Here is a 15,763-nt window from a genome sequence, read left to right on the forward strand (position 1 = left end):
GATGTTCAATTAACCACTGAACCGACGCAAAACAGACGTAGAATGCCACCGCAGCGCCAGGCTGTACGTGCAGAAGGACGTCGTCATGCCCCTCGAATCCCCCCCCGTCGCGATAACCCAGGGCGTCAAGGCAGCCGATTGCGCCACGTCCGCCCAGATCGTCCCGCAGGGATCGGCGCGGCGGGCACCGTTCGAGCTGACCGACCTCGCCACCGCCTTCGATCCGGCGACCGGGACGCTCTGGACCTATATGGACCAGCGCACGCGGCCGAGCTTCAACCCCGAACTCCTCGCCGCCTTCGCGCATTGGCAGGACGATATCATCACCGCGCATGACGCGGGGACGATGCCGATCCGGTACCTGGTGCTCGGCTCGCGCTTTCCCGGCGTCTTCTCGCTCGGCGGCGACCTCGACCTGTTCGCCGGTCATATCCGCCGCGGCGATCGCGACGCGCTCGTCCGCTACGGCCGGGCCTGCGTCCATATCCTCCACCGCAACATGCGCAGCCTCGACCGGCCGATCATCACCATCGGCCTGGTCGAGGGCGACGCGCTCGGCGGCGGGTTCGAGGCGTTGCTGTCGTTCAACGTCGTCATCGCCGAACGCGGCACCTATTTCGGCCTGCCCGAGACCAACTTCGGGCTGTTTCCCGGCATGGGCGCGCATTGCTTCCTGTCGCGGCGGCTCGGCTCAGCGCGGGCCGAGCAGATGATCCTCAGCGGCCGGTCGTACAGCGCCGAGGAATTGTACGACCTCGGCATCGTCCACGGCCTCGCCGCGCCGGGACAGGGCAGGGCGGAGGTCGAGACCTATATCCGCCAGAACCGGCGGCGGCACAGCGGCCATTGCGCGATCTACGAGGCATCGCGTTCGGTCAACCCGCTCGACCTCGCCGAGCTGGAGGCGGTGGTCGATCTGTGGGCGGACGCGGCGTTGCGGCTCACCGACACCGACCTCAAGCTGATGCGCCGGCTCGTCGGTGCGCAGTCCCGGCTGCGCGACAAGGCCGCGGTCTAGGCGCGGGCGCGGGTCAGGGCCGCGCCTGCGCCCTGACCCCTTCGTCGCGACCCCCCGCCGCCTCGGCGAACAGCGCCGTGACCTGCTCGGCGGGGATCGGACGTGCGAGGAGGAAGCCCTGCACCGCATCGCACCGCGTCCGCCGCAGCTGATCGAGCTGCGCCTGCGTCTCCACCCCCTCGGCGACGGTGCGCATGCCGAGCTTGGCGGCGAGGTCGATCACCGTCTGGACGATCGCCACCGACGCCGGATTCTGTTCGAGGTCGGCGATGAACGACCGGTCGATCTTGAGCGTCTGGAACGGGAAGCGGGTGAGATAGCTCAGCGACGAATAGCCGGTGCCGAAATCGTCGAGCGTGGTGCGGACGTGCAGCCGGTTGATCGCGTCGAGCGCGGCAAGCGAGGCCTCGACATCTTCGAGCAGCACCGATTCGGTGACTTCGAGTTCGAGCCGGTCGGCGGCGAACCCGCTTGCGGCGAGCGCGCCGACGATGACGCTCGGCAGATTGTGCGCGCGCAACTGGATCGGCGACAGGTTGACCGCGATCTTGACCTCGGCCGGCCAGCGGCTCGCCAGCCGGCACGCTTCGCGGATCACCCAGCTGCCGATCGCGACGATCAGGCCGTTGTCCTCGGCGATGGGGATGAACTCCGCGGGCGAGATCGGCCCGTAATTGCGGCTCGTCCAGCGCAGCAGCGCCTCGCAGGACAGGATGCGCTGCCCCGACAGGTCGTAGATCGGCTGGAAGACGAGGTGGAATTCCCCGCGTTCGAGCGCGTCCTGCATCTCGGCGGCGAGCGTGCGGCTGCGTTCGATCTTCTCGTCCATCAACGGTTCGTAGAGGCACATCTGTCCCCGCCCTCCATCCTTGGCGCGATACAGCGCGAGATCGGCGTTCTTGAGCAACGTATCCGCGTCGCTGCCGTCGGCGGGGGCGATGGCGATGCCGAGCGAGGCGGCGACATGGAGCATCCGCCCGCCGTGCTCGACCGGACGCGACACCAGGTCGAGGATCTGCCGCCCGAGCGCGAGCGCCTCGTCATCCTGCGCGACCGCACAGACCACCGCGAATTCGTCGCCGCCGAGCCGCGCGACGATACCTTCTTCCGCAAAGGCCGTGTCCAGCCGCCGCGCGACCCCGGCGAGCAGCGCATTGCCGGCGAGATGGCCGAACGAATCGTTGATCTCCTTGAATCGGTCGAGGTCCATCCAGAGGATCGCCAGGCGCCGGTCGCCCTGGGCCAGCCGCTGCAACCGAGTCTCGAACTGTTCGCGAAAGGCGGTGCGATTGGCGACGCCGGTCAGGTCGTCGCGTCGTGCCATCGCGGCATGATGTTCGGCGAGCGCCGCTTTCTCGCGCGACGCCACCGTCGCCTTGAGGATGACGCCATAGGTCTGAAGCGTGATGTCCATCATCGCGACGATGAACAACAGGATCACCACCGCCAGCGCGATCTTGAGCGGATCGAACGAGGCAATCAGCCCGATCGCGATCGGCAACGACGCGAAGCATAATTGCGCGAGCGCGATCCACGGCCGCCCGGCGTTGCGCCCGGCGATGCCGGCGGCATAGCCGATCGACATCGTCACCGCGAGCAGGTGGAGCACGCCATTGTCGCTCTGGACGAGGGTCAGCATCGCAAAGCCGCCGAGCAGCGCCGAATAGCCGAGCGCGCCGAGGCGGTAGATCAGCTCCTGCCGCCGCGCCCACACGCCGCTCGGCAGCGACAGCGTCGCGGTGCGGCGATACAGCCGCACCGCATCGGCGATGCGGATCGCAGCGAGCATCGTCACCGCGACGGCGCAGGCGATCAGCACTGGCGCACGGCTCACCGCCGCGACGATGCCGACGATCGCGCTGCTGGTTAGCGCACCGATCACCAGCGACTGTGGCGAGGCATAGAGCGATTCGACCAGGGTTTCGCGCACCGCGGCGGCGATCGCCTGATCCGAATGGCGCAGCCGTCGCAAGCGGAAGATTAGGCCGGTCATGCAGCGACCATGCGCCCAAGATGGTATAGAAGTAGCGAACAAATCGGCGCCGACCGCGGCTAATCGCACCGCCGGCAATCTTTCATGTCCGTAACTGACATACTTTCGCCCGCGGAGTTTGCTTGCCGAGCGGAAAAGACCCGTATCAAGTTTAATATATTTTTTTGGTGGACGACGGTACGTCACGATCATGACCATGCCTTCCCCCCGCGGTGCTGCTACCGAATCGGTGCGGAACGAGCTGCGTCACGCTCTGTTTGCCACCGCCTTGCCCAATGCGGCGATGGGCGCGATCCTCGCCGCGCTCGGCGGACGGATCGCCTGGGAGCTTTCCGATCGCCTCGCCACGGCGGCGCTTAGTGTCGCCGTCGCCTGCCTGCTCGCCAAGCTGGCGTTGATCGCGGCGCACCACGTCTGGGCCGGAGAGGCGGCAGAGGCGCATTCCGGCTGGGCGCAGGCCTTCGCCGTCCTCAGCCTCGGCACCGCGCTCGCCCTCGGCCTGCTCGGCGCCCGCGCCTTCACGTTCGATGCGGTGCTGTTGCAGATGCTCGCGATGGGATTGCTGTTCGGCTATTGCTCGGGTCTGGTCGCGCATACCTCGATCCGGCCGTGGCTCGCCGCCGCCTGCCTCGTGGGCAGCGCCTTGCCGATCGCCGCCGCCGCGGCGCAGCATGACAATAGCGCGTACCGGCTGCTCGCCGTCGCGCTGCTTTGCTTCATGCTCGCCGCGATGCAGAGCATCCGCCACCTCTACCGGGCGACCCGGCAGCAGATCATCACCCGTCAGGCGATGGCGGCGCTGGCGCGCGTCGATCCGCTGACCCTTCTTCCCAACCGGCTCGGGCTGCGCGAGGCGTTCGTCAGCCGCCCGCGCGCCGCCCGCGACATCGCGATCCATTGCATCGACCTCGATGCGTTCAAGCCGGTCAACGATCACTACGGCCACCCGACCGGAGACGCGCTGCTCGCCGCGGTCGGCGACCGCGTCCGGTCGGTGCTGCATCCGCACGACACGGCGGCGCGCGTCGGCGGCGACGAATTCGTCATCCTCCAGTCCGACGTGCGCACCGCCAGCGAGGCGGACCAGTTCGCCCGCACGCTCGTCCGCCGGATCATGGCGCCCTATCAGATCAACGCGCATCAGATCGAGATCGGCGTCAGCCTCGGCTTCGTCACCGCCGATGGCGGCGCGAGCGACCTCGACGAACTCGTCGCGCGCGCCGATGCCGCGCTCTATCAGGCCAAGCAGAATGGCGGCGGCATCGGGCGGGCGGACACCCCGAGCCGCTAGCGCGAGCCCCGACACGTCAGGTCGCCGACGATCCGCACCCGCCGCGCGTCAATTCTGGTATCGGGCCTCCAGCAGGTCGAGCTCGCGCATCAGCTTCTGCGCGGTCGCGCTGCCGATCGCGCGTTCGCGCACCTGGGCGACCACCGTGGCGCGCTCCGCCTTGATCCCGGCGAGGCGGAAGTCGCGTTCGAGCTGGTCCTGCCGTCGCGCCGCCGCCGCGACGCGCGCGCCCTTGCTGCGGCTCTCGATCCGCTCGCGATACACGTCCATGACCCGCGTTCCCGCCGCGGCATAGACATCGGCATGGCCGTCGCGTTCGGCGAGCGCGTGCTGCGCGCGTTCGATCGCCATGATCGCCGCCTCCGCCGCAGCGACGCGGGCCGCATCCTCCTCCGCCTGGCGCGAGGGTTCGGCCGGCATGGTCAGGCCGTTGAGCAGGATCGGCAGGGCGATGCTGGCCAGCACCAACGAGACGATGATGACCCCCGCGGCGAGGAAGATGGCGAGATCGCGGGCCGGAAAGGGACTGCCGTCGGTCAGCATCAGCGGGATGGTCAGCACGCCCGCCAGCGTGATCGCGCCGCGTACGCCGGCAAGCGACATTGCCGCGACCAGCCGCCAGCTCGGGCTGTGCAGCGTCGCCTCGCTCGTCCGCTGCCGGCGCAGCAGCGTCAGCCGCAGCGATACCCACACCCAGCCGAACCGCAGCAGCGCCAGCCCGGCGACGATCGCCAGCACGTAGAGGCCGAGCCAGCCCGCATCGTGATGCCCGGTCAGCAGCACGGTCGCGCGCGCGCCGGCCAGGATGCCGGGCAATTGCTCGCCGAGCAGCACGAAGATGATGCCGTTGAGCGCAAACTGGATCGTGTCCCACACCGAATGACGGCGCATCCGCGTCGTCGCCAGTGCCTGCCGCGAAATCTCCGCGAAGGTCATGGTGATGCCCGCCGCCACCGCGGCGAGGATGCCCGAGGCTTCCAGATGCTCCGCGAGCAGATAGCAGCCGAAGGGGATCAGCAGGCTGACGAGGATCTGCGACCCCGGCTCCTCGCCGAAGCGTCGCGACACCCACGCCTTGATCCGCGTCACCACCAGGGTGACGCCGACGCCGATCGCCAGCCCGCCGCCCGCAACCCACAGGAAGCTCGTCGCCGCCGCGGTCGGCGAGAAGGTGCCGGTCAGCGCCGCGGCGATCGCGAAACGCAGGCAGACCAGGCCGGAGGCATCGTTGAGCAGCGATTCACCCTCCAGGATGTGCATCATCCGCTTGGGGATCGGCACGCGCGCGGCGATCGCCGACACCGCGATCGGATCGGTCGGCGACACCACCGCGGCGAGCGCGAAGGCGACCGCGAGCGGCATCGCCGGGATCATCCAGTGGATGAACACGCCCATGCCGAGCACCGTCAGCAGCACCAGGCCGAGCGCCAGCTCGACGACGGTCGACAGGTCCTTGAGCAATTCGTCCTTGGGGATGCGCCAGCCGTCGAGGAACAGCAACGGCGGCAGGAACAGCAGCAGGAACAGCTCGGGATCGAGCGCGACCCGGTAGGAGGTCGACAGGCCGATCACCGCACCGAGCAGGATCTGCACCAAAGGCGTCGGCACCGCCACCGGCAGCATCCGCGACAAGGCGCCGCTCATCACCACGGCGAGCAACAGGAACAGGACGATCGATACGGCTTCCAACACGGGTCCTTCTGGGGAGGGGAGGGCTCAGTATCGGGCCTGCGCGCGGTCAGACAACCCGTCGGTTCGCTCGAATGGCCGTTGCCGGGGAAAAGGTGCGCTTTGCGCGGCGCGCGGAATGCGGACCTTGTTCCAACAGGCTATGGGAGTCTCGAGCATGGGAAACGTCTGCAAACCCCCTCCGCCATGCCGGACAGGTTCCGGCCTTGGCGGTTCGGCGCGGGCGTAAGCCGTCGATTGAGCGATACGGTGGACCCCGGCACACAGCGGGACCTTTGCGAAAGCCGTGACGGTTCGTCTGAGGCGGTATCTTACGAGTGGAACAAAGCGCGCCGGCAGCAGCATTTTGGCGCGGGTATGCCAGGGCGCAGGAGGAGCTCTGATCTGCCTGCGGGCCTGCGGGCCTGCGGGCCGGCGGGGCTCAGGCGCGTGCGACGGCGCGGTTGAGGTTCCAGGCGATCAGGGTAAGCAAGGTGGCGCAGCGGTTTCGCGCAAGACCGAGAAAGCGCATGCGCCGCAGGCCGTAGGATCGTTTGAGCGTGCCGAACACGCCCTCGATCCGGCCCCGCACCCGCCCGATCAGGGCGTTGCGATGCTTCTGGCGGGGGGTAAGCGGATGGCCGCGCTGCGCGCGCTGCTGGGTCCGGTCGCGGATGCCGTCCCGGGCCAGACGCGCGCGCAGCCGCGGGCCGACATAGCCTTTGTCCGCCCACACCGCCGCCTCGTCGCCCGACACCAGGTCATGACCATGCTCGACCTCGGCGATGTTGGCCGGAGTGAGAAGCGCCCGGCGCACGATCAGGCTGTGCCGGTCGACCCCGACGTGCAGCTTGTAGCCGAACCACGCCTTGCCGCTGGCGTGCTTCTGCCAGGCCGCATCCGGATCCACCACCGAGCGGCCCCCACCGCGCTGGCGCGGCGGCTCGGCCGCCGCCGAGGCGATCAGCGTGGCATCCACCATCGTACCCGCCTTGACCACCAATCCATGCGCGTCGAGCTGGCGCACCACCTCATCGAACAGCTGCTCGATCAGCCCGTCTCGCGACAGCAGGCTGCGAAAGCGACTGATCGTGCTGTGGTCCGGCACGGCTTCATCAAGCGGCAGGCCGCAGAACCTGCGGAACGACAGGCGGTCGCCCAACGCCTCCTCCATCGCCGGGTCCGACAGGCCGTGCCATCCCTCCAGCAACAGCACCTTGAACAGCGACAAAGGCCGAAAGGCAGGCCGTGTCGTCCGGTGCGCATGGATCGGCGCCAGCAACGCCTCCACCCGCGACCAGTCCATCAGCACCCCGATCCGTTCCAGCCGCGCATTGCCGCCCCCCACGACCAGCGCCTCGGCAAAACCGCCCGTGCCCTCAGCCCGATGCATCGCCACATCTCCCAAACCTCACGTCAGGACACTGAATCACGCCAAGCGACTTTTGCAAAGGTCCCGCACACAGCCGGGGGTGACGACGCGTATCGAACAACGCCAAGACTTCTGCAGTGTCCCGTTACGTCTTCAAGAGGTTGAGGGGTAGCGGAGCGGCCCGAACGCCAGCACCGGCCCCGTCGCATACGATCACCATGACGACACCGCCTGCAACGTGCGCGCCGGGGGCGCCACGGTGCGACGGACGATGGCCGGCACGTCGCTCCGGCGCGTGGCGGTGTCGGAGGGCAGGCGGAAATAGCCGATGGCCCGCTGCAACTGCTCCGCCTGCGTGGCGAGCGTTTCGGCGGTTGCCGCGATATCCCCCGAGGCGGCGGCATTCTGCTGCGTCACTGTGTCGAGCTGCTGGATCGCCTGGCTGACCTGCGTCGCGCCGACATCCTGTTCGCGGCAGGCGGCGCTGATCGTCGCGATCAGCTCGGCGGTGCGGCGGATGTCGGGGACGAGGCGCGTCAGCATCTCTTCCGCCTGCGACGCGGCGGCGACGGTGTCGGTCGCCATGCCGTCGATCTCGCCGGCCGCCTGCTGGCTGCGCTCGGCGAGCTTGCGGACCTCGGCGGCGACCACCGCAAAGCCCCTGCCGTGATCGCCGGCGCGCGCCGCCTCGACTGCGGCGTTGAGCGCGAGCAGATCGGTCTGCCGCGCCAGTTCCTGGACGATGCGGATCTTCTGCGCGATCGCATGGGTCGCCGCGACCGCTCGCTGGACCGCGGCGCCGGTCGTCTCGGCGTTGCGCGCCGAATGGCGGGCGATGTCTTCGGTCTGGCCGGCATTGTCGGTATTCTGGCGGATATTGGCGGCGATCTGCTCCATCGATGCGGAGGCCTGTTCGGCGGCGGCGGCCTGTTCGGTCGCGCCCTGGCTGAGCTGATCGGACGAGGCGGACAGCGTCTGGCTTCCCGCCGCGACCTGATCCGCGGCGCGATGCGTCCGGCCGACCACCTCCCGCAGCGTCGCGATCATCGTCACCAGCGCCTTGCCGAGCCGGTCCCGCTCCGACAGCGGCCGATGCTCGACGGTGAGATCGCCGCTGGCGATCCGGTCGGCGAGGTCGGCGGACTGGCGCAGCGCGGTCGTCATGTTCGCGACGCCGTCGGCCAGATCGCGGATCTCGTCGTTGCCGCCCAGATGCACCTGACGGTCGAGGTCGCCGACCGCCACGGCGTCGATCAGCCCGCGCACCCGGCGCAACCCGGTGATGATATAGGAGGACACCCACAAGGCGCCGCCGATCGCGACGAGCAGCGCGAGCACCGCTGCGACGAGCAACGTCAGGCGCGAGCTGCTGCGCAGCCGATGCATCCTGCTGCTCGCATTGGTGAGCCGCTTCTGGTTGATCCGGACCAGCTCCTTGGAGATCGCGATCATCTCGCCGCCGAGCCGGCTGCCCTTGTCGGCCGCCAGTGTCGCCGCCTCGGCATTGCGATGCGCCAGCACCAGATGGGCGACCGCGTCATTGACGACGACATAACGCGCCCAGCGATCGGCGATCCCGGTCCATCGCGACCGGTTGAGCGGCGTTGCCTGCGCGAGCGCGGTATCGAGCAGGCGCTGCGCCACGACGCGCTGTTGCTTCATCGTCTCATACCGGTGCTGGCTGCCGAGATCGTCGGTGGATCGCGTCATGTCGCGCGCATCCAGCATCACGTCATGCAGGGCTTCGTCAAAGCTCAAGGCGCGAATGGCGCGTGTCGTCGGCCCGGCGATGACGTCGCTGATCGCCCGATCCATGATCTCGAACCGCGAGATGCCGATGCCGACGATCGCCAGCAACAGCAGGATGAGGACGGAAAAGACGCAGACGAGCTTCGCCCGGATGGTGACGCGCATAAGTCAGCCTTGTGCAATGCAGGAATGCCCCCTCCGCTGCCGGAGCAGGCATCGTCATGGCACCGGTGGGTGGCGCCATTTGAAGTTCGACGGTCGGCGAGATGCGGCGCACCTCGTCGATCACGGATTCATTATAGAGGATTAGAAAGCGTCAACCACGTTGCCGTCGATTACGGCGCGCCACCGACCAGGCGCCGCATCGCTCCCGCCGCTGGCGGCTAGATATGATCGGGCGAGGGCGGTCCGAAATAGCTGGGCTTGGTCGGCCCTTGCGACACCGCGATCGTCTGGATCACCATCGTCGGGTCGATCATCGCGACGACCAGCCGGTGGCGTCCCGCGCGGTGCGCGGTGACGGTGAAGCGCATCGTCCGCGCGTTGTTCGCGGTCGTCACCGGGTGTTGGTCGCCGAGGAAATCCTGCGCCACGCCCTCCGGCCCGCCGAACACCGATTTGACGGCGAACGGCCCGTCGTCGAGCGCCACCGCTACGCCGAGCGTGCGACCGGGGATCGTCTCCAGCGTCGCGCCGGTGACGAGATCGACGTGATACGCCCCGGCCGCGGCGAGGTAGACGTCATATTCCAGGCGCGGCGCGCGGGCCGGGTCGCTGACCGGAGCCGCATCGACCGGGAAGACCGACATCGCCGCCGCCACGCGGCCGTAATCGGGGATCGCCTCCCAGCGCACGCCGTCGACGACCGTCCGCCTCGCGGAGGCGGTCACCGGCACCGCGAAGGTGCCGGCAAGCCCGCCGTAAGCGCCGCGCGCGTCGCGCTCCTGCTGCGCGGTGGCGCGGATCGCGGTCAGCTTGGCGGTGATCGTGACGCCCGCGTCGCTGACCGTCACCGCCGCCTCAGACCGGCCGACCGGCGCGTGTGCCCAGTCTATGTCGATCCAATAGCGCCGTTCGCGCGGCGAGACGCCGAACGCCGGTCCCTCGCGCAGCGTCACCCACGGCTGGTCCGCGCGCACGACCGGCGCGATCGGCGCTGCCCCGCGCGGATAGACTTCGAGATAGGTCGGCCGCCGCGTCAGGCTGTCGAGCGTCGGCAGCACCGGCGGCAGGTAGAAGCCGGGCCACGACCGATCGTCACCGTCGACCGCGACGCCGAACCCCGCGACCCCGGTGAGGTCGAGATCGGCGACCGGCGGCATGATGTCGTTCTCGGGCGGATACCAGTCAAAATAGCCGATGTGCGTCTGGTCCATCAGGTGGTTCCATTTGCCGCCGGCCAGGACGTGATTGTAGGTGTCGCGCAGCTGATGATCGTAGAGGAAGCGCCGCCGGACCTCCTCCGCCTCGGCGCGCGTGCTGGCGCGCGCCTGCCGCGCGTTGCGGGCGTTGCGCGCCGCGGCGATGTACATCAGCGTGAGATTGGCGCAGGCGCGCACCGGATAGAGCACCAGCTGGTAATAAGCGTCGCGCTGATCGGGGCGGAGCAACGGCTCGAGCCGGTCGGCGCGGCGGAGCAGCGTGGTCCAGGCGTCGGCCACGCGCTCGGCCTCGCGATACTGGTCGAGGCTGAAGGTGTCGGGGCGGAGCTGCTCGGGTTTCCGCAGCGCGTTATATTTGGCGTAGCGGGTGACGAGGTCGGCGATCTCGGCGGCATGATCGGGGCCGAACTGCCGTTCCGCCCAGTCGCGCGTCCATTGCGCGATCCTGTCCTTGTCGACCTTCGCCGGCTTCCACGCCATCGCCAGGAAGAAGTCGATCGGCAGTTCGAGCGGCTTCAGGTCGCCGACATTGGCGATCCAGATCTCGTTCGCGCCATAGCGGTTGGCGAGGTTCATCTGCTCCCAGATCTTGGGCAGCGGATTGGAGTTGATCCATTGATAGGCGAACGGACCGCCGTGCATGTCCATGTGGAAATAGATGCCGAAGCCGCCACGCCGGCCGCGCTCGGCGGGAAGGGGCAGGCGGCGCAGATTGCCGACATTGTCGTCGGCGAACATCAGCGTGACGTCGTCGGGCAGCTTGAGCCCGGCGTCGTAATATTTGTAGACTTCGGTGAACAGTACCCACACCTGCGGCGTCTGGTCGGCGGGCTTGCCGGTGCGCTGCGCGATGATGGCGCGCTGGTCGGCGATCACCGTTTCGAGCAGATGGATGTCGGACTGGAGGTTGCCGGTGCTCTCCAGCGCGACGTCGCCGTCGCCGCGCATGCCGATCGTGACGATCGATTCCTTGGCGCCGTTGCGGACGATGCCTTCGTCGAAGAAGCGGCGGACGCCGTCGCGGTTGGTCGCGTAATTCCACTCGCCGTTGCCATAGTTGGCGCGGTGGTCGGTCCATTCCTTGTGCGCGCGCATCATCGGTTCGTGATGCGAGGTGCCCATGACGATGCCATATTCGTCGGCGAGCGGCGCGTTGCGCGGATCGTCGACGGCGAAGGCGTTGTTCCACATCGCCGGCCACAGGTAATTGGCGCGCAGCCGCAGCAGCAGTTCGAACAACCGGCCGTAGAAGTCGGCGTTCATCCCGCCGAACTTTTCCGTCGTCCAGCCCGACAGGCACGGCGCCTCGTCATTGAGGAAGATGCCGCGATATTTGACCGCGGGTGACCCCTCGACATAGCGGCCGCGGGCGACACTGACATGCGCACGGCGCGTCACCGGCACGTCCGCCCACCAATACCAGGGTGAGACGCCGATGATCCGCGACAGATCATAGGCACCGTAGATCGCGCCACGCTTGTCGCTGCCGACGATGACCAACGCCTCGGCGACGCCGGGAAAGGGATGGGCGACGGTCTGGACGGCGAACGCCTCCCAGCGCCCGCGCACGTCGGCGACGTCGATCGTCCCGGCGGCGGCGAGCCGGTCGATCAATGGCGACTGGCCGAGCGCGCCGACGAGGATGATCCGCGGCGCCAACCTTGCAGGATCGGTCAGCAGTGGCGCCGCGGTGCCGGTCACCCGGCCGATATCGGCGGCGAGATCGGCAGCGGCGCGCCGCACGCCGGCCCAGTCTTCCGCATCGACGAAGACGGGCGTGACGCCGCCGCCCGCCAGGGTGATGTCGAACCCCGCCGTGCGCCGGTCGAACCGCACCGCTGCGGCGAGCGGGCCGTCGAGCAGCCCGGCGGCGATCACCCCGCCGATCCAATCGCGTCTGGTGATCGCCATGCCGGTACCTCTCTGTCGCGACCTAGAAGGTGCCGCGCAGGCCGACGAGGAACTGACGGCCGGGCTTGTACTGGGTGAAGGTCGCATTCTCGAACTGGAAGTACGACCGCAGCGTCGCATTGGTGAAGTTGGCGACGTTGATGGTAAGCTGCGGCGCGCCGGCGAACCCGAAGATCTTGTCGAGGTCGAACGACGACGAGAAGTCGTAGGTCGTATAGTCGGTGCCGTACAGCGCCGCCGCCGGAATGCCGTTCTGCGCCAGGCCACTGCTCTGCGATCCTTCGCGCGAGGTGGTCGAGACGCGCAGCATCACGCCATTCTTCTCGTAATAGCCGGTGATGTTATACGTGAACGGTGCCACGCCGAACGCCGTCGCCGGGCCGTCGCTGCGCTGATCGACCACCGTCGCATTGGCGTTGAAGCCGAAGCCGGTGATGCCGATGTGGCGGGTCAGGAAGTCGAGCGGCTGCACCCACTGGAATTCGAGGCCGTTGATCGTCAGCTTGTTGGGCACGTTGACCTGCGAGGTCACCTGCACCTGCGCCGCCGTCGGGCCGCCACGCGAGTTGAGCGCGATCTGCTGCGTCGGGTTCAGCGTATCGTAGGTGATGCCATATTGCGCGAGGTTCGCGAACGGCACCGTGTTGATCGCGGTGGTGGTGAACCCTTCGATCGACTTGCGGAAGGCGTTGAAGCTGATCACACCCTCACGGCCGGTGTAATATTCGAAGCCGAGGTCGAGGTTGGTCGACAGATAGGGGGCGAGGGCCGGGTTGCCGATCGACGCCTGGTCGGCCGACGGTGCGCTGAAGTTGACGCCCGGCAGCTGCGCCGAGGGATCGGGGCGGGTCATCGTGCGCGATCCGGCGACGCGGACCACCGCATGTTCGCTGACGTCATAGGCGAAGGTCGCTGCGGGCAGCCACTCCGAATAGACGTTGCGGGTCTCGGCGATGTTGACGATGTTCGGATAGCGGCTGCCGTCGGGCAGCGTGCCGCCGGTCGCGGTGGTGTTGCGCGGATCGGGAACCGAGACGCGGCCCGAGATCGTCTGGATCGTGTTGACGTAGCGCAAGCCGACGTTGAAGCGCAGCGTGTTGCCGCCGAGCTCCTGCGCGCCGTTGATCGTGGCGAACAGGCCCTTGTTGACCTCGCGGATCGTGCCGCCGCTCGCACCCGTCGTCGACGAGCCGCTCTCGGGCGCATTGTCGTGGTAGAAGTTGTAGTTGGTCGCTGCGGCAAAGGCCGGGAAGTCGACCGTCACGAAACCGGCGGGGCCGGGCTTCAGATAGGTCGGCGCGGCGCTGTTCGGCACGAGCGAGCCGCCATAGGTGACCGGACCGGTCAGGCCGCTGCTGTAGCCGGTGCCGAGGCCCGGATAGGTCGGATAGCCGGCCGGTGCCGCACCCGGCGCATACAGGCCTTCGCAGGGCGGCTGGGTGTTCGGCGAGGGCACGTAGACGCTCGGATTGTTGCCGCAGACCGCGTTCTGCCACTGCTGCGACGCATCGAAGCTGCTGATCCGGCGCGAAATGTCGTCGAACGAGCCGCCGACCTTGAGGTTGAGCGACTTGTCGCCCCAGACGAGGTCGCCACGGAAGCCCTTGTTGACGTTGAGCCGGCGCTCGTCGTTCACGCTGACGCGGCTGCCGGTGTACCAGCCGAAGTTGTTGGGATCGTTGAGGTCCAGCGAGCTGGTGATCGTCGGGATGCCGCCGGTGTTCGAATAGGTGACGGTGTTGCCGACGCCGAGCGGCGTCGTCATGCCGACGGTGGGGTTCTCGCGGTGGAAGGTCGAACGCGCGTAATTGCCCTGCAGCGTCAGCTTGAGCTTGTCGTTGATCTCCCATTCACCGCCCGGATTGACGCTGAACAGCTTGGTGGTTTCGATATAGGGGCGGAATTCGTCGAAGAACTGCGCATTGGCGAAGGTGCCGCCGGTGACGGTGCAGCCCGCGCTGCAATCGCTCTTGTCGAAGGTCAGGTTGGTCGGGATGGTCGCGCCGTTGCGGCCGATCCACGCCATGTCCTCGCGGATCAGGTCGTTCTTCTTATAGCCGTACAGACCATCGATATAGAAATGCAGCGTGTCGGTCGGCTGCCATTCGGCGCTGAGGATCGCGTTGAGGCGATCGCGCGGGCCGCGGATGTTGGCGGTGCGGCCGAGGCGCGGGATCAGACCGTTGTCGATCTGCTGGATCGTCGCGCCGGGATTGTTGGCGAGCAGGAAGGCGCGGTCGATCGTCGTGCCGGCGACCAGACCTGCGCCGGCGCCGACCGGCACCGTCGCCGGGATCGTCCAGTTGCCGCCGCCGGTGGTGTTGCAGCCCGAGGTCGCGCCGCACTGTGCCGCGGTCAGCGCCGGGTTGGTGTAGCCGATCGTCTCGAACCCGCGCGTTTCGGTGAACAGCCGCTGTGCCGATACGCCGGCGAGGATGCCGAACGTATCGTTGCGCCAGCTGCCGATCAGCGAGCCGCGCGCGCCGATCCGGTCTTCCGGCGTCTGCTTGGTGCCCTGGATATTATATGCGAGGAACGAGCTGTTGCGGTCGAACGGCCGCGCCGAGCGCAGGTCGATATTGCCCGCCGCGCCGCCTTCGAGCAGGTCGGCGGTATAGCTCTTGTTGACGGTCAGCTTGGTGAACAGGTCGGTCGGGAAGAAGCTGAGGTCGACCGAACGGTCGGTGCCCTGCGCATCGGTCGCGCCCGACGAGGCGACGGCGATCGTCGCGCCGTTCAGCGTCACGTTGGTGAAGTTCGATCCGAGGCCGCGGATCGCGACGTTGGTGCCTTCGCCGGTGACGTCGCGGGTGATCGTCACGCCGGGGATGCGGTTGAACGATTCGGCGATGTTGGTGTCGGGGAACTTGCCGATATCCTCGGCGAAGATCGAATCGGTGAAGCCGGTCGAGGCGCGCTTCGAGTCGGTCGCCTTGGCAAGGCTGGAGCGATAGCCGGTGACGACGATGTCCTCACCCGGCGTGCCCTGCGTCTCGTCGGTCTGCGGCGCCGGTGCGACCGCGGGGCCGTTGTCCTGACCGTCGGCGGGGGTCTGTTCGGAGGGCGGCGGGACCGCCTGCGCCGCGGCCATCTGGGCGCTCAGCGTGCCGAGCGTGGTAGCGCACAACAGGGCGATGCGACGCAGGCGAAGGGTGCGGGTGGTCACGGCTGGAATATCCTCTCTGGTGGAGCGCTGCCGTTCGTTGCGGCGATGCGCGTCATGATCGTCGCCGGCGGCACGCACCGCCGGCAGGGCAGGAGCGGCGGGCTCAGCCCGCGGCGATAGGTCGCCGGGCGTGAGCCGCTCGGGGGCAGGGGGCCGTCAGCAATGTCAGCGATGCCATCATCATCCCCGTCCTCGTCATGCCCGTCTCAGCGG

General features: G+C 68.1%; 8 protein-coding genes. 2 read left to right on the top strand and 6 right to left on the bottom strand.

Annotated features, from left to right (window positions below):
• The first annotated feature begins 85 nt into the window (after positions 1-85).
• Entirely contained in the window at positions 86-1,018 is a 933-nt protein-coding gene (locus BW41_RS07305) for a crotonase/enoyl-CoA hydratase family protein (RefSeq protein ID WP_081792974.1), read from the top strand.
• A gap of 13 nt (positions 1,019-1,031) precedes the next feature.
• Here the strand turns inward: BW41_RS07305 and BW41_RS07310 are convergent, their stop codons facing one another.
• The gene (locus BW41_RS07310) at positions 1,032-3,011 is read right to left on the bottom strand and encodes a putative bifunctional diguanylate cyclase/phosphodiesterase (protein ID WP_051583322.1); all 1,980 of its coding nucleotides are present in this window, start codon (positions 3,009-3,011) and stop codon (positions 1,032-1,034) included.
• Positions 3,012-3,201: 190 nt separating this feature from the next.
• Here BW41_RS07310 and BW41_RS20045 point away from each other — a divergent pair, with 190 nt between their 5' ends.
• On the top strand, positions 3,202-4,302 hold the full coding sequence (locus tag BW41_RS20045) for a GGDEF domain-containing protein (RefSeq protein ID WP_081792975.1): 1,101 nt from the start codon (positions 3,202-3,204) through the stop codon (positions 4,300-4,302).
• Positions 4,303-4,350: 48 nt separating this feature from the next.
• Here the strand turns inward: BW41_RS20045 and BW41_RS07320 are convergent, their stop codons facing one another.
• The 5 genes from BW41_RS07320 to BW41_RS07340 all read right to left on the bottom strand — a co-directional run bounded on the left by BW41_RS07320 (position 4,351) and on the right by BW41_RS07340 (position 15,475).
• Entirely contained in the window at positions 4,351-5,991 is a 1,641-nt protein-coding gene (locus BW41_RS07320; RefSeq protein ID WP_200870376.1) for a Na+/H+ antiporter, read from the bottom strand.
• 421 nt (positions 5,992-6,412) lie between these two features.
• Positions 6,413-7,363, bottom strand: coding sequence for an IS5 family transposase (locus BW41_RS07325; protein WP_037532984.1), 951 nt, complete (start codon positions 7,361-7,363; stop codon positions 6,413-6,415).
• A 192-nt stretch (positions 7,364-7,555) separates the two neighbouring features.
• Complete coding sequence (locus tag BW41_RS07330) at positions 7,556-9,256, bottom strand: methyl-accepting chemotaxis protein (RefSeq protein WP_051583324.1); 1,701 nt, start codon at positions 9,254-9,256, stop codon at positions 7,556-7,558.
• Between the two features lie 218 nt (positions 9,257-9,474).
• A complete protein-coding gene (locus tag BW41_RS07335) occupies positions 9,475-12,384 on the bottom strand; it encodes a glycosyl hydrolase 115 family protein (protein ID WP_037532986.1) in 2,910 nt (969 codons plus the stop codon).
• A 22-nt stretch (positions 12,385-12,406) separates the two neighbouring features.
• Positions 12,407-15,475: a TonB-dependent receptor gene (locus BW41_RS07340; protein WP_081792960.1), complete on the bottom strand. Its 3,069-nt coding sequence runs from the start codon at positions 15,473-15,475 to the stop codon at positions 12,407-12,409.
• Between the last annotated feature and the right edge of the window lie 288 nt (positions 15,476-15,763).

The sequence above is a fragment of the Sphingomonas sp. RIT328 genome, from assembly GCF_000632225.1.
Lineage (GTDB): Bacteria > Pseudomonadota > Alphaproteobacteria > Sphingomonadales > Sphingomonadaceae > Sphingomonas > Sphingomonas kyungheensis.